We start from the raw sequence: 26377 nt of genomic DNA, 5'->3' as shown, positions 1-26377 counted from the left end.
CTCCTTTAATAAAAAGTTTGTTGGACCGGTTAGCTCTGTCAGAAAAATAGGGAAATTTGTTGTGACGTTTTTTGTCACCACGAAAGTTCATCTTTTTTCCGAAGAGTTGGTTTAAAAGAACTAACTTAAGTATATCCTAGTTTGAAAAAAAATAATTTTTAAATCTTGCTATTATAATAGAAGAATCGTATTTTTTTGGGTGAATTAGAGTATACTGATGGTAGAAAAATGAAATGGAGGACACCAAGATGGGAAGGAAAATAACAGATGCTCAATGGCAAGCTATTGTAACAAATGATAGTCAATTTGATGATGTTTTTTTCTATGGAGTTAAAACAACAAAAATATTTTGTCGTCCATCTTGTAAGTCTAGAATTCCAAATCGTGAAAATGTGGAATTTTTTCTAGACAAGGAAGAGGCTTTGAAAGCAGGTTATCGCTCTTGTAAGCGATGTAAGTCTGGTGGGGAACGTGTCCCAGATGATGAATGGACGGATCAAATTAAAGATTTTATCGAAAAATTTTACCGAGAACATTTAACTTTAGATATCATTGCTTCGGAATGTCATGGTAGTCCCTATCATCTTCATCGTGTCTTTAAGAAACAAATGGGCATAACGCCACTGAGTTATTTGCATCAAATTAGAATTGAAAAAGCACAAGAACTTTTGGTACATCACCAACTGGATATTCAAAAAATTGGTGAAGCTGTTGGGATTCCAAATAGTGCTCAATTTTCGACTTTATTTAAAAAGATAACTAAAATGACGCCATCTGAATATCGCCGATTAAAAGTGGAAAGGAATGAGTAATATGAGCGAAATAAAACACATTTATTGGAGTCAATTGAATTTTTTAGAGTGGCAGATGATTGTCGCAAAGACTGAGAAAGGACTTTGTTTTATTGGAAGTAATCAAGGGACTGCGAAGGAATTAGAAAAGTGGATGAGAAAAAGATACTCTGACTTTAAATTGATTCAAGATGATGATAAATTAGCAGCTTCGATTGAAGCTTTGACAAACTATTTAAAAGGGAAGCAGAGAGATTTCAAGATAGAATTAGATATAATTGGAACGGATTTTCAAAAAGATGTCTGGGAATCCTTAAAAGCTATCCCTTATGGAGAAACAAGAAACTATTCAATGATTGCTGATTCTATTAAGCGACCAAAAGCAGTTAGAGCTGTTGGAACTGCGATTGGGGCAAATCCGCTTTTAATTATCGTACCTTGTCATCGGGTTTTAGGGAAAAATAAACGATTAACAGGCTACCGAGGTGGTTTAGCAATGAAGGAACGATTAATTGCATTGGAAAGTGCTAAATAGGTAGAAGCTGGGAGCGAAGGATAAGCGCACTCAGCTTTTTTGTCATGGTTTTTGTTGCTTTGTCATGGTTCTTGTTGCTTTAGCAACTTAGAACCATGATACACATCCATCGAAGATGGACTGTGATCCTAAGCTATTGGTTTACAGAGGTTCTTGTTGCTTTAGCAACTTAGAACCATGACACACATCCATCGAAGATGGACTGTGATCCTAAGCTATTGGTTTACAGAGGTTCTTGTTGCTTTAGCAACTTAGAACCATGATACACATCCATCAAAGATGGACTGTGATCCTAAGCTATTGGTTTATTTAGATCTTATTAATTTGAACTTTTGTCACAAAAACAATAGAAACATTCTTTTTATAAGAAAACAGTTGGCATGAAAGCAATAGTATGATAGGATTTTTAAGGTATGTATCTTTGTGAAAAAAATAGTTTTTTAAGAGAAAGGAAGGTTTGAATGATTGAACTGATTGCAACAGCTGAATCAATTGAACAGGCACAAGCATTAATTGAAGCAGGTGTTGATACGTTGTATATTGGTGAGGATTTCTATGGCTTGCGTTTGCCAACCTCATTTAATTTGGAAGAAATTGAAAAAATAACGAAAATAGCTCACGGAGGAAAGACGCAGATTTGTGTTGCAGTTAATGCTATTATGCATAATGATCGCATTGATTTTGTGGGACCATATTTAAAAAAATTAGCTGAAATTGGTGTGGATCGGGTTGCGATAGGTGATCCAGGAGTTATTCACATTTTAAAAACAGAAAAAATCCCGTTACCTTTTGTCTATGATGCTCAGATTATGGTAACAAGTAGTAAACAAATTAACTTTTGGGTAAAACGTGGTGCTACTGGAGCTGTTTTAGCTCGAGAATTGCCATATGATGAATTGAAAATTTTAGCACCGAAAATCGATGTTCCAGCGGAATTATTGGTATACGGAGCAACATGTATTCATCAATCCAAGCGTCCTTTAGTTGAAAATTATTTTAACTTTATCGAGAAACCAGAGGATACATCTAAAGATAGAGGTTTATTTATTTCAGAACCGAAAAAGCCAGAAACTCATTACTCGATTTATGAAGATATCAATGGTACACATATTTTTGCAACAAATGATTTAAACTTAGTTTCTGGATTAGAAAAATTAGTTGAAATAGGCTTAACTCAATGGAAGCTCGAGGGTATTTTTACACCAGGACAAGATTTTGTTGAAATTGTGAAGCTGTTTGTGGTGGCGAAGGAAGCTTTACTAGCAGGCATTTGGAATGAGTCATTGCTGGAGGAATTAAATCAAAAAATTGTAGCACTGCATCCAGAAAAACGTGAATTAGATGAAGGGTTTTTTATAAAAGATCCTGATGAAGTTAAATAAGGAGAAAAAAATGAGAAAAATACTAAAAAAACCAGAAGTTTTGGCTCCGGCTGGAACGTTAGAAAAATTAAAAACAGCGATATATTATGGTGCTGATGCCGTTTATATCGGTGGAGATGCCTATGGTTTAAGAAGTAGAGCAGGCAATTTCACTTATGACGAGATGCGCGAAGGTGTCGAATTTGCTAAAAAGTACAATGCAAAAGTTTACGTTGCTGCCAATATGGTTACTCATGAAGGCGATGAAATTGGTGCGGGAGAATTTTTTAGAACGTTACGTGATATAGGTATTAGCGCGGTGATTGTGTCTGATCCAGCATTAATTGAAAGCTGTGCGATGGAAGCGCCGGGATTACCCATTCATTTATCTACTCAAGCGTCAGCAACAAATTATCAAACATTAGAGTTTTGGCGCAATGAAGGATTAGAACGTGTGGTACTAGCCAGAGAAGTTGGAATGGCGGAGATTAAAGAGATTCGTGAGCAAACGGAAGTTGAAATCGAAGCGTTCATTCATGGAGCTATGTGTATTTCCTATTCAGGACGTTGTGTGCTTTCTAATCACATGTCACAAAGAGATGCGAATCGAGGTGGTTGTTCTCAATCTTGTCGTTGGAAGTATGATTTATTCGACTTGCCTATTTCTGGTGAGCGCGAATCATTAGTCGGTGGTCAACCTTTAGAGGAATTTTCAATGAGTGCAGTGGATATGTCTATGATTCATCATATACCTGAGCTTGTGGAAAACGGTGTAGATAGTTTGAAAATCGAAGGTCGGATGAAATCAATTCATTATGTTTCGACTGTTTCTAATGTTTATCGCCAAGCGGTAGATACTTATTGTGCTGATCCTGATAATTATGTCTTTAAGCAAGAGTGGGAAGACGAGCTTTGGAAAGTTGCACAAAGAGAACTGTCAACTGGATTTTATTATGGTGTGCCAACTGAAGATGAGCAACTTTTTGGCAAACGCCGTAAAATTCCAGCATATGGCTTTATTGGTCAAGTTTTAGATTACGATCCACTAACTCAGATTGCCACAATTCAACAACGGAATAATTTTGGTGTTGGGGATGACGTTGAGTTTTATGGACCAGGCTTTACTCATTCTCATCAAGTGATTGAGACTTTATGGAATGAAGAAGATGAAGCGATTGATCGTGCACCTAATGCAATGATGACAGTTAAAACAAAAGTAACAACACCTGTAAAACGGTATGATATGATTCGTAAATTACGTTAAAAATAGCCTATCTAAATAACCTATCGAGATTTTTCGATAGGTTATTTTTTTTCGATTATTTAGGTTTAGCAACTTGAAATGGCCAAATTCATTTTCAAAATCAATATGTAGATAAGAATAGTTGCAAAAATAGACACTTCAAACGACAAAATCAAGCCGTTCTTATGAGTCTATATTTTATATAATTGCATTTGTAAGAGAGAGAGACCTACAAAAAATGAATTTATTTAGAATGAATAGGCTAAATAAGAGGAGGAAAAAAAGATGTGCACAAGTATTGTGTTAAGAACGATGGATCATAAAAATCTTCTATCGAGAACAATGGATTTTGCATTTGATTTAGATGCAAGACCAACAATTTGTCCTAGAAATTATCAATGGATATCAGGAGTCGATGAATTGTCTTATACTGGGAAATATGCTTTTGTCGGGGCAGGAAAGGACGTTGAGCATTTATTATTTGCAGACGGGGTCAATGAACATGGATTAAGTTGTGCTGCTCTTTATTTACCTGGAGAAGCAGTATATGGACCAGCTGCAAAACCTAATAAGGTAAATTTAGCTCCTCATGATTTTTTACTTTGGATTTTATCAAACTGTAAAAGTATAGCTGATCTACAAAAAAAATTAGGAACAATTAATTTAGTCGATGTAGAGGTTCCTTTGTTAGGAATTACAACACCTCTTCATTGGATTATGACAGATTCAACTGGGCAATGCATGGTGATAGAACCAAGAGATTCTTTATTAAAAATGCAAGAAAACCCAGTCAGCGTCTTAACCAATACGCCTAAATTAGAATGGCATATTTCCAACTTGAGAAATTATATTGGAATTAAGCCTGAACCATTCACGTCGAAAATGTTTGGTGAGTTTGAGGCAAAACCATTCTCTCAAGCATCAGGGACCTCTATTTTACCAGGTGGTTATACTCCACCAGAAAGATTTGTTCGTGTTGCCTATTTAAAAGAATACATTAAAAAATCTAAAAACGAAGAAGAAGCGATTACAAATATTTGGCATATTTTGAATAGTGTCTGTATTCCGAATGGTGTGGTAATTCAGGAGAACGGAAGTCCAGATTATACACAATATGTAGCATCTATGTGTTCTGAAAGCCAGACTTATTATTTTTCAACATGTAAAAACAACCAAATTAATAGTGTCAAGTTAACGAAGGAATTGATAAGTACATTAACAGAGCCAAAGACGTTTGATATTAAAGAGAATCAAAAATTTAATAGTTTAAATTAAAAATTAGGAGGAATAAATATGTTTAACAGAAAAATAGAAAAAGAAATTATGGAAGAAACGAATTGTCCAATTTTTGGATCATTAGAAGCAGGTCAAATTTTACCAAATTATAAAATAGGTAAAGAATCAGTAGATCCAAGAGTTGCCTATCAATTAGTGAAAGATCAGCTAGTAGATGAAGGAAATGCTAGGCAAAATTTGGCAACATTTTGTCAAACATATATGGAACCAGAAGCTGAGCAATTGATGGCTGAGACATTTGAAAAAAATGCGATTGATAAGTCTGAGTATCCACAAACAGCAAAATTAGAAAGCTCTTGTGTCAATATGATTGCTGATTTATGGAATGCATCTGAAGATGAAAAATTCATGGGAACTTCTACTGTTGGATCTAGTGAAGGCTGTATGTTAGGTGGAATGGCTATGAAATTCAGATGGCGTAATCTTGCTGAAAAATGTGGCTTAGATATACAAGCCCAAAAACCTAATCTTGTTATCTCATCAGGATTTCAAGTTTGTTGGGAAAAATTCTGTGTGTACTGGGATATTGAAATGCGTGAAGTTCCAATGGATGAAGAGCATTTAAGTATTAACTTAGATAAGGTTATGGATTATGTCGATGAATATACAATCGGAATTGTAGGTATTCTAGGTATTACTTACACTGGTAAATTTGATGACATTGCAGCTCTAGATACATTAGTAGAAAGCTATAACCAAATTAATGAGCATCAGCTAGTTATTCATGTGGATGCGGCTAGTGGTGGAATGTTTGTTCCTTTTGTTAATCCTGAATTAGCTTGGGATTTTCGATTGAAAAATGTTGTATCTATTAATACATCTGGTCATAAATATGGATTGGTTTATCCAGGAGTAGGTTGGATTTTGTGGCGGGATGAAGAATATTTACCAAAAGAATTAGTCTTTGACGTTAGTTATTTAGGCGGTCATATGCCAACGATGGCTATTAATTTTTCCCGTAGTGCAAGCCAAATTATCGGACAGTATTATAATTTCTTGCGATTTGGTTTTGAAGGGTATCGAAAAATTCATACTCGAACGAAAGAAGCAGCACTTTATCTAGCAAAAGTTGTAGAAGAAACGGGACTTTTTGAAATTTATAACGACGGTGGGAATTTACCGATTGTGTGTTACAAATTAAAAGAAAAAGCATCAGTCGAATGGAATCTGTACGACTTAGCAGATCGTTTACAAATGAAAGGTTGGCAAGTTCCTGCATACCCGCTACCAGAAGAAATGAATAATGTGATTATTCAGCGTTATGTATGTCGTGCTGATTTTGGACAAAGTATGGCTGAAGAGTTTGCTAGTGATTTAAATGAAAGTATTCACGATTTAAATAATGCTCATATTCTTTTCCATAAAGAAGAAGCAAATAAAACACAAGGGTTTACACATTAAAAAAGGATAAATAAGTTTTATAGCTATGGTTTGTTATCCGATTTTTGCAGAACATTAAAATCGAGCAGCAAATCATGGCTATTTAAAAATAGCTAGTGATTGATTGGATTAGTTTATGGGTATTTGAAAAACAACTTACCTTAAAGGTGAATTAAACCAACTTTTGATAAAGCAAAGCGGTTCAAGAAACTTTTTATCAAGGCTAGTTCTTATGAGCCAACTCCTAGAGAAAAAGATAAAAATTCGAGATGGAGAAATCACCATATCAATTTTCCCTATTTTCTTGCCGGAGCTAAGAAACTCAACAAATTTTTTATCAAGGAGGAAAAAAGAAAATGGACAACGAGAAAAGCGGAAAAAGCGCTAAGTCACTAACATTATTTGGTTTTTTCGCAATTACAGCATCATTATTTATTACAGTATATGAATATCCAACGTTTGCAACATCGGGATTACAATTAGTATTCTTTTTATTATTGTGTGGATTTTGTTGGTTTTTACCAGTTGCGCTTTGCTCTGCAGAAATGGCAACAGTAGAAGGATGGCAAGAAGGTGGAATTTTTGCTTGGGTAGGTAATACTCTAGGCAAAAGATTCGGCTTTGCTGCAATTTTCTTCCAGTGGTTTCAAGTTACAGTAGGATTTGTGACGATGATTTACTTTATTTTAGGCTCTTTATCTTATATTTTTAATTTTAAAGCGCTAGATAATAATCCAATGGTTAAGTTCATTGGTGTATTAGTTATTTTTTGGCTATTAACATTTAGCCAATTTAAAGGAACTAAATTCACTGCAAATGTTGCTAAAATAGGTTTTGTATTTGGTATTACAATACCTGTACTAACGTTATTCGGATTAAGTATAGCCTATATTGCATCTGGAAATCCACTTCAACTGCATGTATCAGCAGGAAGTTTTATTCCTAAGTTAAAAGATATGTCTGCATTAGTTGTATTTATGCTAGCATATATGGGAGTTGAAGCATCGGCTCCTCATATTAATGAAATGAAAAATCCAAAAAAAGATTACCCACTAGCGATGATTATGTTGATTCTTGTGGGAATTGTTTTAAATACAATTGGTGGAGCATCAGTAGCTGCTGTTGTACCACTTAAAGAGTTATCGCTTAGTTCAGGTGTTATTCAAACTTTTGAGGTTTTAATTTTAAAATATGGTAGCGGATTAGGTTGGTTAGTAAAACTTATTGCTGGTTTAATTGCTTTTGGAGTTATGGCACAGGTTTGTTCATGGATTGTTGGGCCAACGCGGGGGCTATTGACAGTTGCTGAAGAAGGTATTTTACCTGCAAAATTTAAAGAAGTAAATAAAAACCTGAATAATTCATACTTTTAATTAAAACCATGTGAAACTGCCTCACGGCAGCTTACAATTACTTTTTCATCTTCACCCGTTAAGTGATGAAAAAAGAACCCCTTTCTGCTATGGTTAAAGTGACTAAACCAACCAAAAGAAAGGAGTTCTTCTAATGACTAGCTTACACAAAAACCAAGTAAAATTCAATTCAAATATCACTATTTCTCATACAGGTGGTCAATTATCGAGTGATTCGGGTCTCGTCCTAGTGAAAGAGCTGATGAACACCTTCGGTTTTTCTGAACTGGCTAAGCAACACATTCACATTGAAGACGAACGAGCATATTTTACTCATGACAACTTATCCATACTTGAGCAGTTCATTATGCAATTAATTGCTGGTTACTCAGCTGATTCTGCAGCTAATCTCCTGAGACAAGATCCTGTGTTTAAAGCTGTTTTAGATAGGAAAGAACTCGCTTCTCAATCTTCACTTTCTCGATTTTTAGATCGACTATCTGAGGAGAATATCCATGAACTTCAAGCTTTGAACCAAGAACTTATTGATAAAGCACGCCTCATCCGTAATGATACGGAATTAATCATTGATTTAGATTCGACCCATTCAGATACATTTGGTCACCAAGAACAAACGGATTATAATACCCACTACCAAACCTATGGTTATCATCCATTGGTAGCTTTTGACGGATTGACTGGTGACTTCTTAAAAGCTGAACTACGTTCAGGAAATCAATATACATCAAAAGGCGTAAAGGAGTTTCTCACACCTTTATTAGAGCACTATAATCACTCTCTACCAAACACTGACATCTTGGTTCGTGGAGACAGCGGGTTCGCTACACCTGGTGTGTATGATTCGTGTGAATCAAAAAAGAGTCATTATGTTATTCGACTGAAGAATAATCGTAGACTAGGTCAAATAGCTGAGAAATCAGTACTTTATGGCGATAATCAAAAGTGGGAAGAACGAGAAGTTCAGTACTTCTCCACCACTTATCAAGCACAATCCTGGTCACAAAGTCGTCGCGTGTGTATACGCTCAACACGTGAAGCGGGCGAACTACTCTTTCGACATGAGTTTATCGTGACGAATCTATCAGAAAATGTTTCTCCTGATACCATCTTTTCTCTCTATGCCAAACGTGGCACAATGGAGAACTTCATTAAAGAAGCGAAAGCTGGCTTTTACTTTGACAAGACAGACAGTCCTCGCTTTTTGGAGAATCATGTCCGAATGATGCTCAGCTTGATAGCTTACAACTTAGTCAACTTCTTAAGAACGATTGGCTTTGAGGAAGTCCAAAAGGGAATGACCATTCATTCTATTCGATTGAAGTTTCTGAAAGTTGCTGGGAAATTAGTCCAAACGGGTAGACGAGTCTATCTCAAATTATCTAGTTATCATGTGTATCAGAATGAATTCTACAGGGTCTTTGCTCGCCTGAGGCGAGCCAGTCAATGGATCTAATCCAACAATCTAACGATTTTTTTACTGGGAAGTTATCCAGGGAGAAGTATGCTCAAAATGCCTTACACCCAAAATTTATTCCTCAATATTTTTGAACAGTGAATGTTTGAAGTAACTTTTTAGTCAAAATCAGTTGATAGGGATATTAGTGATACATATTTCAATAAAATGTACCAAAGAATTAAAGCTATGAATTATTCAGGTAAAAATAATGTTCCCGTACCACTTATTTTAGTTCAAGGATTGATTGTATCTATTTGGGCAGCAGTTCTAACTTTTGGTGGTGGTGGAAATAATGTATCTTTCTTAACGGCTATTTCATTGACCGTCGTAATCTATTTAATTGGTTATGTTTTGTTCTTTATTGCGTATTTTGTTTTAGTATTGAAAAAAGATAATCTAGACAGAACCTATCATGTGCCTGGCGGAAAAGGAGTCAAACTTACGATTGCTGCAATTGGTTTAATTATGTCTATTCTAGCAATTCTAACAGCTTTCATTCCACCTGCATCTTTAACAGGTCACAGTGCGCATTCATATGAATTGATTTTAGCAATTAGCTTTATCGTCACTCTACTGTTGCCTTTTATTATTTATATGTTCCGAAATAAGAGCGAAGTAGGGAAGAAAGAAGACATCAAAGGTTTAGTAGCTAAAATAGAATCTGATGAAGCCAGTAATGTAATTTAAACCTTTATAAAAAAGTAAGCCATTCAATCGCATAATCCGATTGAATGGCTTACTTTTTAATTTTTCTCTTTGATAGTATCAGCGACAATTGTTTCAATATTGATAAAATCTCTAGGCGATAATTGAGATCCAATATAAAGAACTTTACCATCTAAATATTGATTGATTAAAAGAGGTGTTGGTGTAGTTGTTAGAAAAAGATCAGCCTCTTCAGCATTGTTCTTATCTAAAAAAACAATTGTATAACGATATTTTAAAGTGTCGAGAATTTGATTTTTTAAATTAATTTCTGCTAGTTTTGGCAAATCTGTATCTAAAACAATTTGAATTTCTTTTTCAAAATAAGTTAGAGGTTTCAATAGTGAAAATAATAAAGCATATCGAGTCAATAAAAATTCTTTTTCCAAGAAAATCTTATTTTTTGTTTCAGCATATAGTTCATCAATTAAAGAATCTAATTTTGTATTTAAAATTGGATAAAATTTTTCATGGTTATCTAGATATTCGTAGCCATTAATATCCAATGAAAAGTTATCAAACAAATCACAAAATAGATGAGCACAAAAACTGTTCGTAATAAAAATACTTCTTTGGTCTTCCGGTATTTCTAAAAAGTTTTCAGAAAATCTAATCAAAAAAAGTTCAGTTGCAAGCCAAATAGAAGAATTTTGCTTTTTATGGTAATTCATAATTCGGTCACTAATTTCTTTGACTTCATAAATTTTGGGGCGTGTTTCCATAATTAAATAAAAAAATGAAATTTCCCCATCACTGCCCATGTTCATGTCTTCAAAGATAGCTTTGAATTTTTTATAGCCAGAATAATCCTCTTCTATATTAATATAATGATCCCAACGGTCTTCCTTCTCGATAAAATGCTTTTTTCTAACGCGAATGATATTAATTGCTAAGATATAAGCAATTTGCTGTTTGTGTATGGCTGTCAAATTTAGTTTCAATATAGTTGCAACTTTGTCAACATGGCTATTAATTAGCTTTCTATTGATTGTTTCAAAGGGCCAAGTAGCCCCACGATATACTTTCCAAAAAATAATATAAATGAATAAACGTATTTGACTTTCTTTACCTTCAATAATAAATGTTTCTCTTGTCAAGTGGATTTGATAAGGTTCTACTATCTCTTGAAACATTTTTAATAAACGTCGAATAGTTGTCTCACTCATGAAATTATCATAGGCAAATTTTTTAACGGAATGAAAATTTTCAAAAAACAGACTTTTTAAAAGGTCGATGGTTATATTATCTTCTAATAGGAAAAGAGAGAATCCACTTAAATCTGCACCGGGGTGTAGTTCTAAAAATACGCCTTTGTTTTTTGTCACTAACAATTGAATATTATCATCATTAAAGTTTCTAATTCTTGCATCTAATTCATGGATATATCTTTGAACAGTTCTTGTAATCATATCTGAGCGTTCACTGATTTCTAAAATAGTGTACCATCTTTTTTCTTCTGAAATGATTGCTAGAATTTGTTTAATATTTCGTGTTGCTTGACCGACAATATCATATTTTTCATCAATCATAAAATGAACATCACCTTTCTATTCATAAGTATATGTTACCTCAGAAAAGTAAAAGATGCATCTAATTTGATTATCTTATTTTCTTATATATAGCTGAAACTAACAAAAAAGTACGGTTGGAACGACAAAAGTAAAAGGTTAGTAGAAGTTAATTCTTTTATAATAAGTTGAGTAAGGAACAGTAACATTCTTGTTACAAATCAAATGAATAGTGAAGACGAGAATACGCAACAAAGATGAAGTTGTGGCTCAAACTTTACTTAAAATTTAGGAGGAATAAAGTATGTGTACAAGTATTGTAATGGAATCACTAGATGGAAAACATTTTTTATCAAGAACAATGGATTTTGGTTTTGATTTAGAAGCAACACCTAGCCTATGTCCAAGAAAATATCATTGGAAATCAGCAACAGATGGTTCTGAATTTATCGGTGATTATTCTTTAGTAGGTGCGGGAAGAAATTTAGGTCAAATGTTATTTACTGATGGTGTAAATGAGCATGGCCTTAGTTGTGCAGCGCTGTATTTACCCGGTGAATCGACGTATGAACCAACTACCAAAGCAGGGAAAATTAATCTAGCACCCCACGAATTTTTATTATGGATTTTAACTTCTTGTAAAAGTATTGAGGACTTGTCAGATAAATTGGATTCGATTAATTTAGTAGATACGAAAGTACCTTTATTAGGAATTGTAACACCATTGCATTGGATCATGACAGATAATACTGGGAAATGTGTTGTAATAGAACCTCATGGATCTCCGCTAGAAATAATCACAAATCCAGTCAAAGTACTAACCAATACACCTAAATTAGAATGGCATATTTCTAATTTAAGAAATTTTATCGGGATCAAGCCAGAACAATTTGCATCAAGAAAATTTGGCGATTTTGAAGCAACACCTTTTTCGCAAGCATCTGGAACTTCACTTCTTCAAGGCGGTTTTACCCCTCCAGAGCGTTTTGTTCGTGCAGCTTATTTGAAAGAATATATCGACGAAGCGAAAAATGAAGAAGAAGCAATTACAAATATTTGGCATGTTTTAAATAGTGTTCGAATTCCTAGAGGGGTTGTGATGAAAAATGATGGCAATCCTGATATTACACAATATGTAGCATCTATGTGCTCAGAATCTAAAACGTACTATTTTACTCCTTACCAAAATAGTCAAATTAACTGTGTCACTTTAACCCAAGATTATATTGAAAATGGAACAGCTCCAATATCATGTGGGATTTCTAAAAATCAGGAGTTTAAATGGTTAAACAAGAGTTAATCAAAAAAAGGAGTTTTAAATTATGAATATGGTAAAAAAAGAATGGAAAAATATTTTTACAAACAAAGTATTGCTTATTTCTGTTATCGCGATTACGTTCATACCAATTTTATATGCTGGTTTTTTTAGTAAATCAGTATGGGATCCATATGGTCGAGCGAAAAATTTGCCAGTTGCAGTAGTCAATGAAGATCGCAACGTTATGATGGCAGGTCAAAAAGTTAATGTGGGGGAACAATTAGTATATAATCTAAAAAGTAATCACGATTTAGATTGGAAATTTGTTTCTGCAAAAGAAGCCGAAAAAGGGATGGAAAACTTAGATTATTATATGATTGTCACTATTCCAGAAGATTTTTCTAAAAATGCGACAACGCTTTTAGACGAAAAGCCTCAAAAAATGGATATCATTTATAAAACAAATGGATCTTTAAATTACATCGGTGAAGAAATAAGTACAATTGGTGCAACGACTCTTGAGTCGCAAGTTCGAGAAAATGTTACTGAGTCCTATGTTGAGGTTGCAGGGAAAGTTGGAAAACAACTAGTTTCAGGTATAACGCAAGCATCTGATGGTGCCAAAGAACTAGCTGATGGAGGACTTCAACTGCAAACTGGCTTAGGGCAATACACATCAGGAGTAACGCAAGCAGATTCTGGAGCTAATCAATTAGCAGATGGAACTAACCAATTAAGTAGTAGTATAGCACCTTTGTCTTCTGGAGTAACTGAACTATACACAGGATCACAACAATTAGATACAGGGATTAACGAATTGAATAGTAAGATTCCTGAACTTCAATCTGGCGTGAGCCAACTAGATTCTGGTTTGCAACAACTTTCGACTGGTAGTGGGCAATTAACAGATGGATTAGCACAAATGAGTGCTCAGTTAAATGACCCAACAACTGCTGCTCAATTGAATCAGTTAACATCAGGTTTAGCAGAATTCAGAGGAATAATGGATGAAATTGATTTTTCTGCCCATTCTAAAATTGCCTTAGATGCTGCAAAACGTGCAGATGAAATTTCAAACAAAGCAGCAGAGTTACAAACAAAACTAGATACAATTGCAGCAGAGTTAAATCCAGAGCAATTGAAATTAGAAATCACAGAAAAAATCAATCAATCAAGCTTACCGAGTGAAGAGAAAAATAGTCTAATTAATAACATTAATCCTCTCATTGAAGAGCATACAAAACGTCAACAAGAAACCATTAATACATTATTAAAAGAAGTTTCAGGTGGTCTTGTTGAAATCGGCAATGATTTACATGAACTTTCAATAGCCGCTAAAAGTGTTAGTGAGCTACCAAATGATGCCTCTCAGTTAGATCAAGGATTCATCCAAATTCAAGATGGAACAATTCAATTAATGAATTCTATGAATCAAATCAAGCAGGGAGTGGGTACAGCAAATAATCCAGCATCATTGTATGGTGGAGCAGTAGCTTTAAATTCAGGTGTTGATGCTGCATATGCAGGTGGTCAAGAAATGAATAGTCAAATCCCGACTTTAGCTTCAGGTGTCAGTCAATTAAGTGTCGGCGGAGATCAATTAGCTACGGGATTAGGCCAAATGTATGGTCAAATGCCTGCACTTGCTTCAGGTGTGAATCAATTAGATGATGGTGCGATTCAGTTATCCTCAGGGTTAGATTTACTATCAAGTAATTCACCACAACTATTAGATGGAATCAATCAATTAGACGCAGGCTCCAACGAATTAGCTGATAAATTAGGTAGTGGAGCTGCAGAAGGAAATAACATTAAATTAAATAAAGCCACTGTTTCAATGTTTGCTGCTCCAAGTAAGTTAAAACATGAAGAATACAGTAACGTATCTAATTATGGAGAAGCTTTATCTCCTTATATTATGTCGCTGGCTTTATTTGTAGGATGTTTAGTATTCAACTTTGTTTTCCCTATCCGAAAAGTTTCGATGGCGGGACAATCTAGTAAAAATTGGTGGTTAAGTAAGCTTTCAATTGGAGTTGGTGTTGCACTTGCAATGGCAATCATTGAAGCAACCGTCATGTTAATGTTAGGATTAACAGTCGAATTTATTCCACAATTTTATTTAATCGCGATTGTGAGTTCATTGTCCTACATGTTTATTGTCATGTTTTTCGCAATGACATTCGATAATCCAGGTCGGTTTATTGCGATGGTGTTACTAGTTCTACAACTTGGTGGAGCAGGTGGAACATTCCCAATGCCGCTAACAAATGGATTCTTTAATGCAATTCATCCATATCTACCAATGTCGTATTCAATTTATGGATTCAGACAAGCAATTTCAGGCGGAATTGGAACAGATTTATATACGAAGAGTGTTGTAATATTAGCGATTGCTTTTGTTGTATTTGTTGCATTACTACGTTTGTCAATGGACCACCTACAAAAGAAACATCTAAATGGAATTTCTCAATTAGATAACAATCAAGAATTACAAGCTGTAGAAGCACAATAATTTCATAGAGAAGCCTGATAAATTAAGGCTTCACTATGTTAAATCAAAAAGAATAAAGGAGTTTTTTACATGACGAATTATGATATGAAGAAAGACCATACGTTAGAAAAAATTGCGGAAACATTAGAAAAATTAGATACTCAGTTAGCAAAAATTTCAGAAGAGACAGAATCGGAAAGCAAGTTTAAAAATATTAAACTTTGGACGGAAGAAAAAAAAGCTGTTCATGAAATCAAAAAAATCCTTCACGAAGTTGGAAAATATGAAAAATATAACGAAAAAGAATGTGATCAAGAAAGAAAAGCATTAGCTAAATCTGAAGGGGTATAAAATTTTATTAAAAAGAACGACAGTCGAAGAAATTTATCGTTTTTCGGCTGTTTTTCTTTTTTTAGTAGAGAAGGAGTAGATTAATGTGTTGGAAATGTGGGGAAATATGTTACAAAGGAAAAGATTTAGACAGGTACTTATTTTTTGTGGAATAGCGTTAATTTTATACTTATCAAAAGGGATCTTTACTTTAATTGTACTAACTTATATATTTTCATTTTTGCTATCACGAGGTGTAAAGAAAATTAAAAAAATTGTGCCAATCAGTCATACTATTATTACATTGACTATATATGCTGGAATAGCTGGTTTAATTTGCCTTTTTTTCATGAAATCAGTTCCTATTTTAGCGAATCAAATTAGTAATTTATATGATTTGGCTACTTCATTTTATCAGACGAAAGATTTTAGCAATGTCCCTTTAGCAAAGGAATTAGAGGGCTATGTCCAAAATTTTGATGTGATAAGTAAGGTGGAAAGTAATATTTCAACATGTAGTCATTTTGTTAAAAGTATTAGTGAATTAAGTGTGAATATGGCTTGTGCCTTCGTATTAAGCCTTTTTTATGTATTAGAAATAAAACAAATAAAGCATTTTTTTGCTTTATTTAAAAAAGAGCCCTTTACAATTCTTTATAATGATTTAAGCGAGATGTTTAGCCGCTTTAATCGTATTTTTAGCTCAGTAATGACTGGTCAATTTAAAATTGTTCTTTTCAATACGCTACTAACTATAACGAGTTTGATTTTTTTAGGTTTCCCACATATTATTAGTCTGTCTATTATGCTATTTATATTAAGTTGGATTCCTGTTTTTGGAGTGATGCTTTCTTTTATTCCGCTATCTATTATTGCCTATATGCAAAGTGGATTGAATCAAGTCATCTATATACTTGTAATTACAATATGTATTCATCTAGCCGAAACGTATATTTTGCGATCTAAATTAATGTCCAGTCAAACAGAACTTCCTACTTTTTTCATTTTTGTGATTTTATTGCTGAGTCCTGAGGTTATAGGGATGTGGGGATTACTATTAGGTATTCCTATCTTTCTATTTATTTTGGATATTCTTGGAATCAAGAAGATTGAAAAAGACAACTTGAAAGAACGTACTCAAGTTGTCTAAGTATTCAAATAAAAGTATGTGGTTCAAGTGACAAATATAATTTAGATTTTTACAAGCAATAGTTTCACGCTCTGTAGCAAAAATAGTTAGAGAGTAGAAAGTAATCACTATTCTCGCATTTTAAATAAACGTGCTTGTTCAAATTCTAATCCAATCTCTAAAAGCCATTCTTCCCGATTCTTTGGCGCTGTGAAATGGATTCCTAATGGTAGACCATTTTCAGCAATATGAGTGGGTAAACTAATTGCGGGTTGACCGGTTAAATTTGCTTGTTGCGTAAAGGGAGACAAAGCTAAACTTTTCTCAAACATATCCCAAATTAATTGCATTTGTTCCTTACTAGATAACTTTTCTACTTGTTTCATTTGTTGGATTTGCTCTGGGGTTTGCAATTCTGCCGCTATTTTTGGTGCCGTTGTAGCGGTAGTCGGTGTTAAATATAAATCATATTCTTGATTGAATGCTGCCATTTTTTCGGCAGCCTGATCCCAAAGTGCTAGGCTATTGGAATAATCAGCAGCTGAAATATGCTTACCAGCATTGAATAAAGTCCAAGTCATCAGTTCCATATCTTCAATTGTCAGAGAGCGGGCAAGTTGTTTTTCTAAATTTTTAAACATTGCCGCTGTTTCACCAGCATTCATTACATAGTAACTTTCCATTAAGGCAATCCCATCAATATCAGGTTCTTTTTCAACAACGTGATGTCCTTGTGCTTTAAGAAAAGTCACAGCATCTAACACTGCGTTTTTGGCGGCAGTGCTCACTGGAGTGTGAACTGGGGAAGCTAAAGAATAGGCGATTCTGAATTTTTTTTTCGCCAGAGTTCCCAAACTTGTCAAATATCCAGGTTCATATAAGCTTGCTTGGAATGCAGCACTCGGTTCAATCACTTGTAGAGCATCTAACATCGCCGCCGTATCACGAATAGACGTCGTCAAAGCAAAGCTAATCGCCGCTCCTTGCCAATTACGACCAGTACCTGGTCCAACTGGTGTTTTTCCACGAGTTGGTTTTAAACCGACTAAACCGCTAAAAGATGCTGGAATACGAATCGATCCGCCACCATCACTAGCGGCAGCAATTGGCAAGGTGCCACTAGCTACTGCGGCCGCTGCTCCACCGCTAGACCCACCTGCAGAATAGGCTGGGTTCCAAGGATTACTTGTCGGTCCATAGAGTTCAGGATCGGTAATATTCTTAAAGCCAAATTCAGGTGTGTTGGTTTGACCAATCACGATAAATCCAGCTTTTTCCAAAGCTGAAACAAAATGGCTTGTTGTGAGTGCACTGTTATTTCGAAGTAGCTTAGCCCCAGCAGTACTAGGTTCACCAGCTAAATCTTGTCCTAAACCTTTAATTAATATCGGAACTCCACCAAAGGGTAAAGTTGAAAAATCTCGAACTTGGGCTTCTTCTATCGCTTTTGAAAAACGTGTGGAAGTGACAAAATTAAGTGTCGGATTTTCTGACTTAATTTTTTTAAAGGCTTCTTCAATTAATTTTGTCGGTGTTACTTCGCTGTTTCTAATTTTTTCGGCTAAAGCTAATCCATCCAAATGACTCATTGTTTGCACTCCCTTAGTTTTAAACTTTTTCTTTAGTCTAACATTTCAAGAGATGGAAACCAATCAAACTTATAAAAGAGATCTAAATAGAAGGTTTAAATGGAAATTTCTCTTCTATTTAACACAATTTTGTATTTAAGGTTTCTTTAAGCTTAGAAGGATAAGATAGTAAAAGTTAAAATAAAAATTATAGGAGATGAATGATATGACAGAAGAAAAAAACTCAAGTCAAAAAGAAGAGCAAGCTAAAAATTCAGGTTGGAAAAAAATCAATAAAAAGTTTGTCTTGCTTAGCTTCTTTTTTTTATTTATTGGTTTTATTAGTGGATATCAAGTTTCTGGAATGAACAACCAAGCTGGTACAAGGCAGCCAAGAGCCAACCAAGTAGAAAATTCTGATGATCAGAATAATACTATGGAAAATGGTAGACCTGATCAAAGAGGACTACCATCTGATAGGTCTAATGGTGAGGAGTCAGATGCTATTAGCGGGGCGACTGAAAGTGAAGAAGATCAATTGGAAAGTGGCTCAACAACAAATCAAAGCAACAACACTTCGGCTACTGAAGATATAATTTGATAAGAGTTTGAATCTCCTCTAAAGGTATGTGTTGCAACCTTTAGAGGTTTTTTTGCAAGGAAATCTAATCGAATCTATTCGGTATAATAATTAAAATGAGTATTTCCTCATTTATCTAGAAAAAAGACTTTATTTAAAGCGGATTATGTTATAATTGTAGCGTTGTTTGCCTATGTAAAATGGAGGACTGTCACATGTTAAAGAAAAATCAAGCGATCTGGCGCGAAACGTTAAAAGTTGCGATGCCACTTTGTCTAAGCTATATTCCTGTTGGACTGGCTTGCGGTGTTTTGTTGCAGAAGGTCGGTTTTAATGGTTTTTACACTGCACTTATTTCCTTTTTAGTGTTTTCTGGTGGGGCACAGTTTTTAGCCGCCGCGATGTTAGTTGATGCTGCTCCGATAGCTTCAATTATTCTAATGACTTTATTTTTAGAATTACGTTATATTTTATTAAGTTCCAGCCTTTCCACCTTTATAAAACAAGAAAAGAAAGGTTTTATTGCACTGTTTACTAGAACTATTAATGATGAAAATTACGCTGTGAATTACTTGAAATTTTCAACAGATAAAAATTGGACAAGTAAAAAAGCTTTAATGGTCAATCGCTATTCATTAGCTTCTTGGCTAATTAGTAATGTAATTGGGTCAATGCTTGGTTCAACGATTCCATTGGATACACATATTGTCGATTTTGCCTTAACAGCGATGTTTATCTATATGTTTACGATGCAATTACAAAATAAACTAATTATTTTTGTTGGGTTGTTGTCGGGTGTCCTTTCTGTGGTGACGATGTTAGTATTCCAAAGTACGATCGGATTAATTATAGCTACAGTAATCGCTTCTTTGACAGGTTACTTTATTGAGAAGAAACTGAAGGTTACTAAAGTCGTTGATAAACCTATGTTAATGGATCGGAAACCGATTGAAACGGAGGTCACAGCCAGCAATGAATAATCAGCTTATTTTATTAATATTAGGAATGGCTTTTGTATCGTACTTGCCTCGTGTGATTCCGATGATGTATTTTTCCAAACGAGAAATTCCCCAGTGGTTCCATGATTGGATGAAATATGTACCGGCAGCGTTATTCGCAGCATTATTTTTTAAAGATGTTTTTATTGTGGATCACAGTTTTAGCCTCATAACAAATATAAAAGTTTTAGCTGCAGTGCTTGTTATGATTGTTGCTTATAAAACCAAATCAATGGGTCTTTCAGTAGTTGCTGGCTTAGGGTCGCTTCTTTTACTAAATTATTTGATGTAAATAAAAAAGTTAATCCTAGTTCGAATTGGGATTAGCTTTATTTTTATGCGGTTAGATAGTCTAAAATTATATGGCTAGAAATATAAAAATACAAACAAAAACCACTATAGCTAACCAAAGCTAAAGTGGAAAATTTTTACTTTGTTTTCATGTTTATATCCATCAGTGTCAAGTTCAGTTTCACATGTGTAATGGTCCTAGTATTTAGTGAAAGTTGCTCATACCTTGTGTTCTTTAGGTATACATTTAGTATAGCCAAGAAATATGAAGAAAGTATGATGACAGGGATAAGAAAGCATGAAGACAAAGTTAAGTTTAAGTAAATGACTATATGAAAAATTAAGAAGACGATAGGTACGATTTATTTAGTGTTATCCTCAAGGCTGTATTCCATTACAAAATCATCCATAATATATCCGCCACCGATATCTACAACTTGTTCTTTTACAGTTACGAATCCCATTTTTTTATATGCAGCAATGGATTTGTCATTATATTTATTGACTGTTAATTGGATTTTAAGTAGGTCGTTTTCACGAGCGATATTCTGAATTTGTTGAAAGACCTTTTTCCCAATGCCATGTTGTCTAGCTGTAGATTTTACATAGAGTTTACTTAAAAATAAATAGTCGTTTTCTAACTGGAAGCCAGTATAGCCGACTGTTTTCCCATCGAAATTTATCAAAAAATAGTTCATGCCATTGACAATATCTTGATAAATTTTTTCAGTAGATTGCAAGTTCGTTAGCATATACTCTACTTGTTCAGCACCAATAATGGCTGTATAATACTCTTCCCAAATTTCTCTAGCTAGTTTGTTGAGTAAGATAGCATCTTCTTTATTCGTGGCTTTTTTTAATCCAATCATTTATGTTCCTCCATTCAATTGATAATGAAAGAAAATGTGCCAGATAGACTGCCACATTTTCTTCTAATTTCGATTAAACTAATTTAACTAACGAGTAATTTTTCTTCCCTTTACGGATTAAGATAAAGCGTTCGTCAAAAGAATTGCTTGGTGAAGCGATAGCTTCTAAACTTAAAACTTTTTCGCCATTCATTGAAATTGCACCATTTGTAATATCTTCACGTGCTTGGCGTTTAGAGGGTTCAATTCCTAATTCAACTAGCCAATCAACGATGTTTTTTTCTTCTTTAGGTGCTTCAAATGTAGGCATGTTTTTAAAGCCTTCCTCAATTTCATCAGCAGTTAGATTTTTCACATCACCTGTAAATAAAGCAGACGTGATTTTTTCGGCTTCATCTAATGCTTTTTGACCATGAACAAAATGGGTCATCTCACGAGCTAATGTTTTTTGTGCTTCACGTTTATGTGGTTCAGTTGCTACTTTTTCTGCTAAAGCTGAAATCTCATCTTGTGTTAAGAAAGTAAAGAATTTCAAGTATTTGATCACATCACGGTCATCTTGATTTAACCAGAATTGGAAGAACTCAAAAGGTGTTGTTTTCTTTGGGTCCAACCAAATAGCGCCACCAGCAGTTTTACCAAATTTAGTACCATCAGCTTTTAACATTAATGGAATTGTTAAACCAAAGGCTTTGGCTTCAGAGCCTTCTTTTTTGCGAATTAAATCTAATCCGGCCGTAATATTTCCCCACTGATCTGCACCACCAATTTGTAATTGCACATCATGGTGTTTAAATAGATGTAGGTAATCCATTGATTGTAGAATTTGGTACGTAAATTCAGTAAAAGAAATACCCGTATCTAAACGACTTGAAACAATATCTTTTGCTAACATTGTATTAATATTGAAGTTTTTACCGTAATCTCTTAAAAAATCTAGTAAGGTTAAATCATGTGTCCAATCGTAATTGTTAACCATTGTGACATCATCATTGCCACCAAAATCAAAAAGATTTTGCATTTGAGCTGTTAAAGCATCCACATTTTGTTGAACTTGTTCCATTGTTTGCAGTTGACGTTCAGAAGTTCTACCACTTGGATCACCAATAGTACCTGTTGCTCCACCAATTAAAATATAAGGATGGTGACCAGCTAGTTGGAAACGTTTCATCATCATAAACGGAATTAAATGACCAATATGCATGCTATCTCCAGTTGGATCCACACCACAATAGAGAGAAATTTTCTTTTCCGTCACCAATTCTTTTAATCCTTCAGCATCTGTTTGTTGATTAATGGCATCGCGCCACTCTAATTCTTCAATAATATTCATCTGTTCCACACTCCTTATAGTTAATTAGAAAATCAAAAAAGTCCCTATAAAATCAACTATTGCTGATTTTACAGGGACGAATGAACCGTGTTACCACCCAAATTGTATTCCATCTTTAAGATTAGAATACCTCTCAAAACTAAATATCGCTAGTTAGACGCTTGAGGTTAGTCAAGAAACTCCAGAGTGTATTTCGCTAATGTTGTATATGCTAGATTTCACCACCCTCTAGCTCTCTTGAATAGGGACAACACGCTACTGCGCTCTTTCTTAGTCATGTATTTTATAGATTGACCACAGTATAATCCACTACTAAATAAAAGTCAACTAGTAAAAAGAATAATTGAGCAAGTAATGAAATAAAATGAATTGAAAACAGTGGGGTTATGCAATAAATTTGTTAAAAACCCCTCTATATTGTAAAAGCCAGTAAAAAATAAGCTACAATATAGAGGGGTCGTTCATTTATTAAATTACAGCAATCGCTTCAACTTCAACGCGAACATTTAAAGGCAATTCTTTAACAGCTACACATGAACGTGCTGGTTTGTGATCGCCAAAATAAGAGCCATAGACTTCATTAAAAGCTGCGAAATCAGCCATATCTGTTAAGAAACAAGTTGTTTTAATAACAGAATTTAAGTTAGATCCACCTTCTTCTAAAACGGCTTGCAAATTTTTCATTACTTGCTGAGCTTGTTCGGTAATTTCGGTTGAAATGACTTTTCCATTTGTTGGATCAACGGGAATTTGGCCAGAAGTGTAAAGAGTGTTTTCTATTTTTATTGCTTGTGAGTACGGTCCAATTGCGGCAGGTGCTTGATCAGTATAAATTTTTTCTAACATGTAAATTCCTCCTGTGATTTAAGTTGATTAACAGCTAACTTTAAGCGTTGTAAACCATCTATTAATTTTTCTCTAGGACAGCCGACATTCATGCGAATAAAATTCTCACCAGCTGTGCCATAGGTATTTCCAGGCATAATTGCTACTTTGCCATAATGAATCAAGGCATCTTGAAGCTGTTTACTCGTATAAGGTAGCCGTGAAACATCCAACCAAGCCAAGTAAGTTGCTTCAGGTTTGACCAATTGAATTTCTGGTAGTTCTGTTGTTAGAAACTCTTGTAACAGAACCAAATTGTTTGTCACATATAGATTTAGTTCATCGACCCAAGGTGCGCACTCATGATAAGCAGAAATCGTACTAAGCATTCCAAAAATACTAGTAGAAGAAAGACCATCACGATTTTTTAGAGTAACAAGAAATTCTTCGCGTAATTTATCATCGGGGATCAATAAATACGAACAAATTAACCCTGGAGTATTAAAGGTCTTACTAGCAGAGCTACAAATGGCAATGTTTTTTAAATCTGTTGTGCAACTAGTCAGTGGGAGATAAGTGAAATCAGATCTGACAATATCCATATGAATATCGTCAGAAATCATAAACACATCATACTTCTGGCACAACGCAATTATTTTTAGCAATTCGACTTTTGTCCAAACTCGCCCTGTAGGATTATGCGGGCTACATAATAAGAAAATTTTTGTTTTAGGATGAGAAAGTCGTTTCTCTAAATCTATAAAATCAATTGTATAATGTCCGTCATTAAAAAGCAAAGGATTCTCATGAATTATACGTCGATTGTCTGTGATTGTTTTAAAAAAAGCGTCATAAGCAGGGGTTTGCATCACAATATAATCGCCCCTTTCAGATTTTAATTCAATTAATTTAGCCACGGAGTAAATAACAGAAGGACTATATAGTACCCAATCTGTTTCGATAGTAGACTGAAATCGATTTTGATACCACTGCTGAATCGCACCTTTAAAAGAAAGATGATTCCAGCGAGTATAGCCGAAAATTTCATGATCCATTCGTTTTTTTAGTGTGTCAATAATCGCCGTGGGTACCTTAAAATCTGTATCAGAGACAGAGAATGGCAATAAATTTTTTTCACCAAAGCGATCTTCGATATAATCCCATTGTGTGCAGTAAGTGCCTGTTCGATCAGTTACTTCATCAAAATTTGTTTGCTTCATTTATTATCAATCCTTACTTACAATATTTTTTCAATTTGATTTTTTACGGAAGCAACTTGTGTTCCGATAATCACTTGAAGATTGGTATCATTTAATTTCATTACACCTAAAGCTCCACAGGCTGTTAATTCAGCATCATCAATCAAGGTCATATCTTTCACTACTAAACGTAATCGTGTAATACAATTATCTAATGAATCAATGTTTTGACTACCACCTAAAGCTGCTAAAATTCTAGCGCCGTCATACTTTCCTTTTTTCTTATGAGTGAGTTCGGCTTCAGAGAAGTCTTCTTGTAGAACTTCACGACCAGGTGTTTTTAAATTGAATTTTAAAATGACATATTTAAAAACAGAATAATAAATAACAAACCAGATTATGCCAGCTACTACTACTAGATACCATTTTGTATAATTTCCTTGAAGCACTCCAAAAATAATGAAGTCTAAAATTCCACCATCTGTATTGCCAATTACAACACCAAGCAAAGCCATTAGCATAAAGCCTAAGCCAGTCATAATAACATGGAATCCATATAAAGCCGGAGCAATAAATAAGAAGAGAAACTCAATAGGCTCAGTAATTCCAGTTACAAATGTAGCAATAACCCCTGAAATTAAGAGTCCTTTAACTTTATGTCGATTTTCAGGCAAGGCAGTTTGATACATGGCCAAAGCTGCTGCGGGTAAACCAAACATAAAGGTTGGCATCTTACCTTGCGACAAAAAGGCTGTAGCAGCAGGACTGATTGGGGTGCCACTTTGTAGTTGTGCATAGAAAATATTTAAGGCTCCCGAAATGGATTGTCCATTTACAATTTCTGTCCCACCAGCTTCAGTAAAGCGGATCATTGAAACTAAAATGTGATGCAAACCAAATGGAAGTAAAAGTCGCTCACCAGCACCAAATAAAAATGGACCAAAGATGCCTGATTTTTGAATTAATGTTCCAATTCCAGTAATGGCCATCGCAAAAATTGGCCAAATCATGGGAATTAAAATCCCAACAATAGCTAAAACTAATGAAGTAATGATTGGAATAAAGCGTGCCCCACCAAAAAAGGCGAAAGCATCTGGCAATTGAATATCATAAAAATTGCTATGCAATAAATAAACAATAATTCCAACAATAATTCCACCTAAAACACCCATTTCAACTGTTTGGATGCCCATAACCATACCCTGACCAGCTTCTCTTAAATTGTCTAAGTCAGCTAATCTTCCAGTCTCAGTTAAATAAAAATTGATAGACAAATTCATGATCACATAGCCAACAAAACCAGATAAAGCTGCAACACCTTTTTCATAACGTGCTAAACCTAGTGGTATCGCCATAGCGAATAATAGCGGCAAATAAGTAAAAGCAAAGCCGCCAATCGTCGACATAAATTTAAAAATAATTTGCAACCAAGGTTGATTTAAAAATGGCAATGTCTCGAGAGTTGAGGGGCTAGAAAAAGAACTTCCAATCCCTAATAGCAATCCCATAAAAGCCAATAACGCAACAGGTAACATAAAGGTTTTACCTAACCCTTGAAAAAATTCCCAAAAATTAAACTTCTTCTTTTCCATATTCAGAATACTCCTTCTCAATTCATAATTGGTTTAAGCTAGCTACAAGTAGCATACTTTTTAAAACCGTTTTCAGCAATCGGTTTCATTGCTAATGGAATGGCATACATAAAATGTATAGGTATACAGAAGTCGCTAGAAAAATAGTGTTAAGAAATCGATATTTGGAAGGGTGTTATTGTCAGATGCCCCATAAGTAGTGAAAAGCAAGGTTAGACAGCTTGAGAATAAAGGTGCTCAAGCTGCCGTTTAGGTTGCAATGG

Annotated in this window: 21 protein-coding genes, 2 pseudogenes and 1 other annotated feature; of the genes and pseudogenes, 16 read left to right on the top strand and 7 right to left on the bottom strand. The window is 34.5% G+C overall.

The features are described 5' to 3' along the window. Positions 1–248 precede the first annotated feature (248 nt). The 9 genes and pseudogenes from BR77_RS09420 to BR77_RS09380 form a co-directional block, all read left to right on the top strand. On the top strand, positions 249–812 hold the full coding sequence (locus BR77_RS09420) for a bifunctional transcriptional activator/DNA repair enzyme AdaA (RefSeq protein ID WP_010054885.1): 564 nt from the start codon (positions 249–251) through the stop codon (positions 810–812). Position 813: 1 nt separating this feature from the next. After that, entirely contained in the window at positions 814–1326 is a 513-nt protein-coding gene (locus BR77_RS09415; protein WP_029452160.1) for a methylated-DNA--[protein]-cysteine S-methyltransferase, read from the top strand. A 461-nt stretch (positions 1327–1787) separates the two neighbouring features. Beyond that, a complete protein-coding gene (locus BR77_RS09410; RefSeq protein WP_015075369.1) occupies positions 1788–2708 on the top strand; it encodes a peptidase U32 family protein in 921 nt (306 codons plus the stop codon). A 10-nt stretch (positions 2709–2718) separates the two neighbouring features. Continuing rightward, positions 2719–3951: a peptidase U32 family protein gene (locus BR77_RS09405; protein ID WP_015075370.1), complete on the top strand. Its 1233-nt coding sequence runs from the start codon at positions 2719–2721 to the stop codon at positions 3949–3951. 264 nt (positions 3952–4215) lie between these two features. Then, positions 4216–5205: a choloylglycine hydrolase family protein gene (locus BR77_RS09400; protein ID WP_015075371.1), complete on the top strand. Its 990-nt coding sequence runs from the start codon at positions 4216–4218 to the stop codon at positions 5203–5205. 18 nt (positions 5206–5223) lie between these two features. Beyond that, the gene (gene gad / locus BR77_RS09395) at positions 5224–6627 is read left to right on the top strand and encodes a glutamate decarboxylase (protein WP_035064703.1); all 1404 of its coding nucleotides are present in this window, start codon (positions 5224–5226) and stop codon (positions 6625–6627) included. Between the two features lie 335 nt (positions 6628–6962). Further along, positions 6963–7952, top strand: a pseudogene (locus tag BR77_RS09390) (amino acid permease); the annotation flags it as partial. Positions 7953–8112: 160 nt separating this feature from the next. Beyond that, positions 8113–9432, top strand: coding sequence for an IS1380-like element IS1678 family transposase (locus BR77_RS09385; RefSeq protein WP_015075518.1), 1320 nt, complete (start codon positions 8113–8115; stop codon positions 9430–9432). Positions 9433–9636: 204 nt separating this feature from the next. Continuing rightward, a pseudogene (locus BR77_RS09380) lies at positions 9637–10122 on the top strand (amino acid permease); the annotation flags it as partial. A 56-nt stretch (positions 10123–10178) separates the two neighbouring features. Here BR77_RS09380 and BR77_RS09375 read toward each other — a convergent pair. Further along, positions 10179–11669, bottom strand: coding sequence for an AcpB/EbpR/MafR family transcriptional regulator (locus BR77_RS09375; RefSeq protein ID WP_010054895.1), 1491 nt, complete (start codon positions 11667–11669; stop codon positions 10179–10181). 283 nt (positions 11670–11952) lie between these two features. On the opposite strand from BR77_RS09375, the gene BR77_RS09370 reads away from it, so the two are divergent. The 4 genes from BR77_RS09370 to BR77_RS09355 all read left to right on the top strand — a co-directional run bounded on the left by BR77_RS09370 (position 11953) and on the right by BR77_RS09355 (position 16880). Further along, the gene (locus BR77_RS09370; protein WP_015075374.1) at positions 11953–12948 is read left to right on the top strand and encodes a choloylglycine hydrolase family protein; all 996 of its coding nucleotides are present in this window, start codon (positions 11953–11955) and stop codon (positions 12946–12948) included. Between the two features lie 22 nt (positions 12949–12970). Then, the gene (locus BR77_RS09365; protein WP_015075375.1) at positions 12971–15421 is read left to right on the top strand and encodes a YhgE/Pip domain-containing protein; all 2451 of its coding nucleotides are present in this window, start codon (positions 12971–12973) and stop codon (positions 15419–15421) included. Positions 15422–15490: 69 nt separating this feature from the next. Next, positions 15491–15751 (top strand): hypothetical protein, encoded by a 261-nt coding sequence (locus tag BR77_RS09360; RefSeq protein WP_015075376.1) that lies wholly within the window; start codon positions 15491–15493, stop codon positions 15749–15751. 94 nt (positions 15752–15845) lie between these two features. Then, the gene (locus tag BR77_RS09355) at positions 15846–16880 is read left to right on the top strand and encodes an AI-2E family transporter (protein ID WP_231857790.1); all 1035 of its coding nucleotides are present in this window, start codon (positions 15846–15848) and stop codon (positions 16878–16880) included. 107 nt (positions 16881–16987) lie between these two features. Here BR77_RS09355 and BR77_RS09350 read toward each other — a convergent pair whose 3' ends face one another. Continuing rightward, positions 16988–18448, bottom strand: a complete 1461-nt coding sequence (locus tag BR77_RS09350) for an amidase (protein ID WP_035064697.1) — start codon at positions 18446–18448, stop codon at positions 16988–16990. Positions 18449–18653: 205 nt separating this feature from the next. Here BR77_RS09350 and BR77_RS09345 point away from each other — a divergent pair, with 205 nt between their 5' ends. The 3 genes from BR77_RS09345 (at position 18654) to BR77_RS09335 (ending at position 20297) form a co-directional block, all read left to right on the top strand. Next, positions 18654–19028 (top strand): hypothetical protein, encoded by a 375-nt coding sequence (locus tag BR77_RS09345; protein WP_035064694.1) that lies wholly within the window; start codon positions 18654–18656, stop codon positions 19026–19028. Positions 19029–19222: 194 nt separating this feature from the next. Beyond that, positions 19223–19987, top strand: a complete 765-nt coding sequence (locus tag BR77_RS09340; RefSeq protein ID WP_010054905.1) for an AzlC family ABC transporter permease — start codon at positions 19223–19225, stop codon at positions 19985–19987. Then, the gene (locus tag BR77_RS09335; RefSeq protein WP_010054906.1) at positions 19980–20297 is read left to right on the top strand and encodes an AzlD domain-containing protein; all 318 of its coding nucleotides are present in this window, start codon (positions 19980–19982) and stop codon (positions 20295–20297) included. The genes BR77_RS09340 and BR77_RS09335 overlap by 8 nt, the downstream gene beginning before the upstream one ends. A gap of 361 nt (positions 20298–20658) precedes the next feature. Here BR77_RS09335 and BR77_RS09330 read toward each other — a convergent pair whose 3' ends face one another. The 5 genes from BR77_RS09330 to malX all read right to left on the bottom strand — a co-directional run bounded on the left by BR77_RS09330 (position 20659) and on the right by malX (position 26120). Further along, positions 20659–21165 (bottom strand): GNAT family N-acetyltransferase, encoded by a 507-nt coding sequence (locus BR77_RS09330; protein ID WP_015075382.1) that lies wholly within the window; start codon positions 21163–21165, stop codon positions 20659–20661. A 73-nt stretch (positions 21166–21238) separates the two neighbouring features. Beyond that, positions 21239–22498 carry a tyrosine--tRNA ligase gene (gene tyrS / locus BR77_RS09325; protein ID WP_010054908.1) on the bottom strand — a complete coding sequence of 420 codons (1260 nt, stop codon included), beginning with the start codon at positions 22496–22498 and terminating at the stop codon, positions 21239–21241. Positions 22499–22567: 69 nt separating this feature from the next. Then, positions 22568–22779: a binding site (T-box leader), on the bottom strand. A gap of 187 nt (positions 22780–22966) precedes the next feature. Beyond that, positions 22967–23344, bottom strand: coding sequence for a RidA family protein (locus BR77_RS09320; protein WP_010054910.1), 378 nt, complete (start codon positions 23342–23344; stop codon positions 22967–22969). Further along, on the bottom strand, positions 23338–24543 hold the full coding sequence (locus tag BR77_RS09315) for a MalY/PatB family protein (RefSeq protein ID WP_015075385.1): 1206 nt from the start codon (positions 24541–24543) through the stop codon (positions 23338–23340). The genes BR77_RS09320 and BR77_RS09315 overlap by 7 nt, the downstream gene beginning before the upstream one ends. 17 nt (positions 24544–24560) lie before the next feature. Then, the gene (gene malX / locus BR77_RS09310) at positions 24561–26120 is read right to left on the bottom strand and encodes a maltose/glucose-specific PTS transporter subunit IIBC (RefSeq protein ID WP_390882077.1); all 1560 of its coding nucleotides are present in this window, start codon (positions 26118–26120) and stop codon (positions 24561–24563) included. Between the last annotated feature and the right edge of the window lie 257 nt (positions 26121–26377).

Source organism: Carnobacterium maltaromaticum DSM 20342, from assembly GCF_000744945.1.
Lineage (GTDB): Bacteria > Bacillota > Bacilli > Lactobacillales > Carnobacteriaceae > Carnobacterium > Carnobacterium maltaromaticum.
The sequence above is the reverse complement of the archived record's forward strand: the minus strand, read 5'-3'. Positions and strand labels throughout refer to the sequence as shown.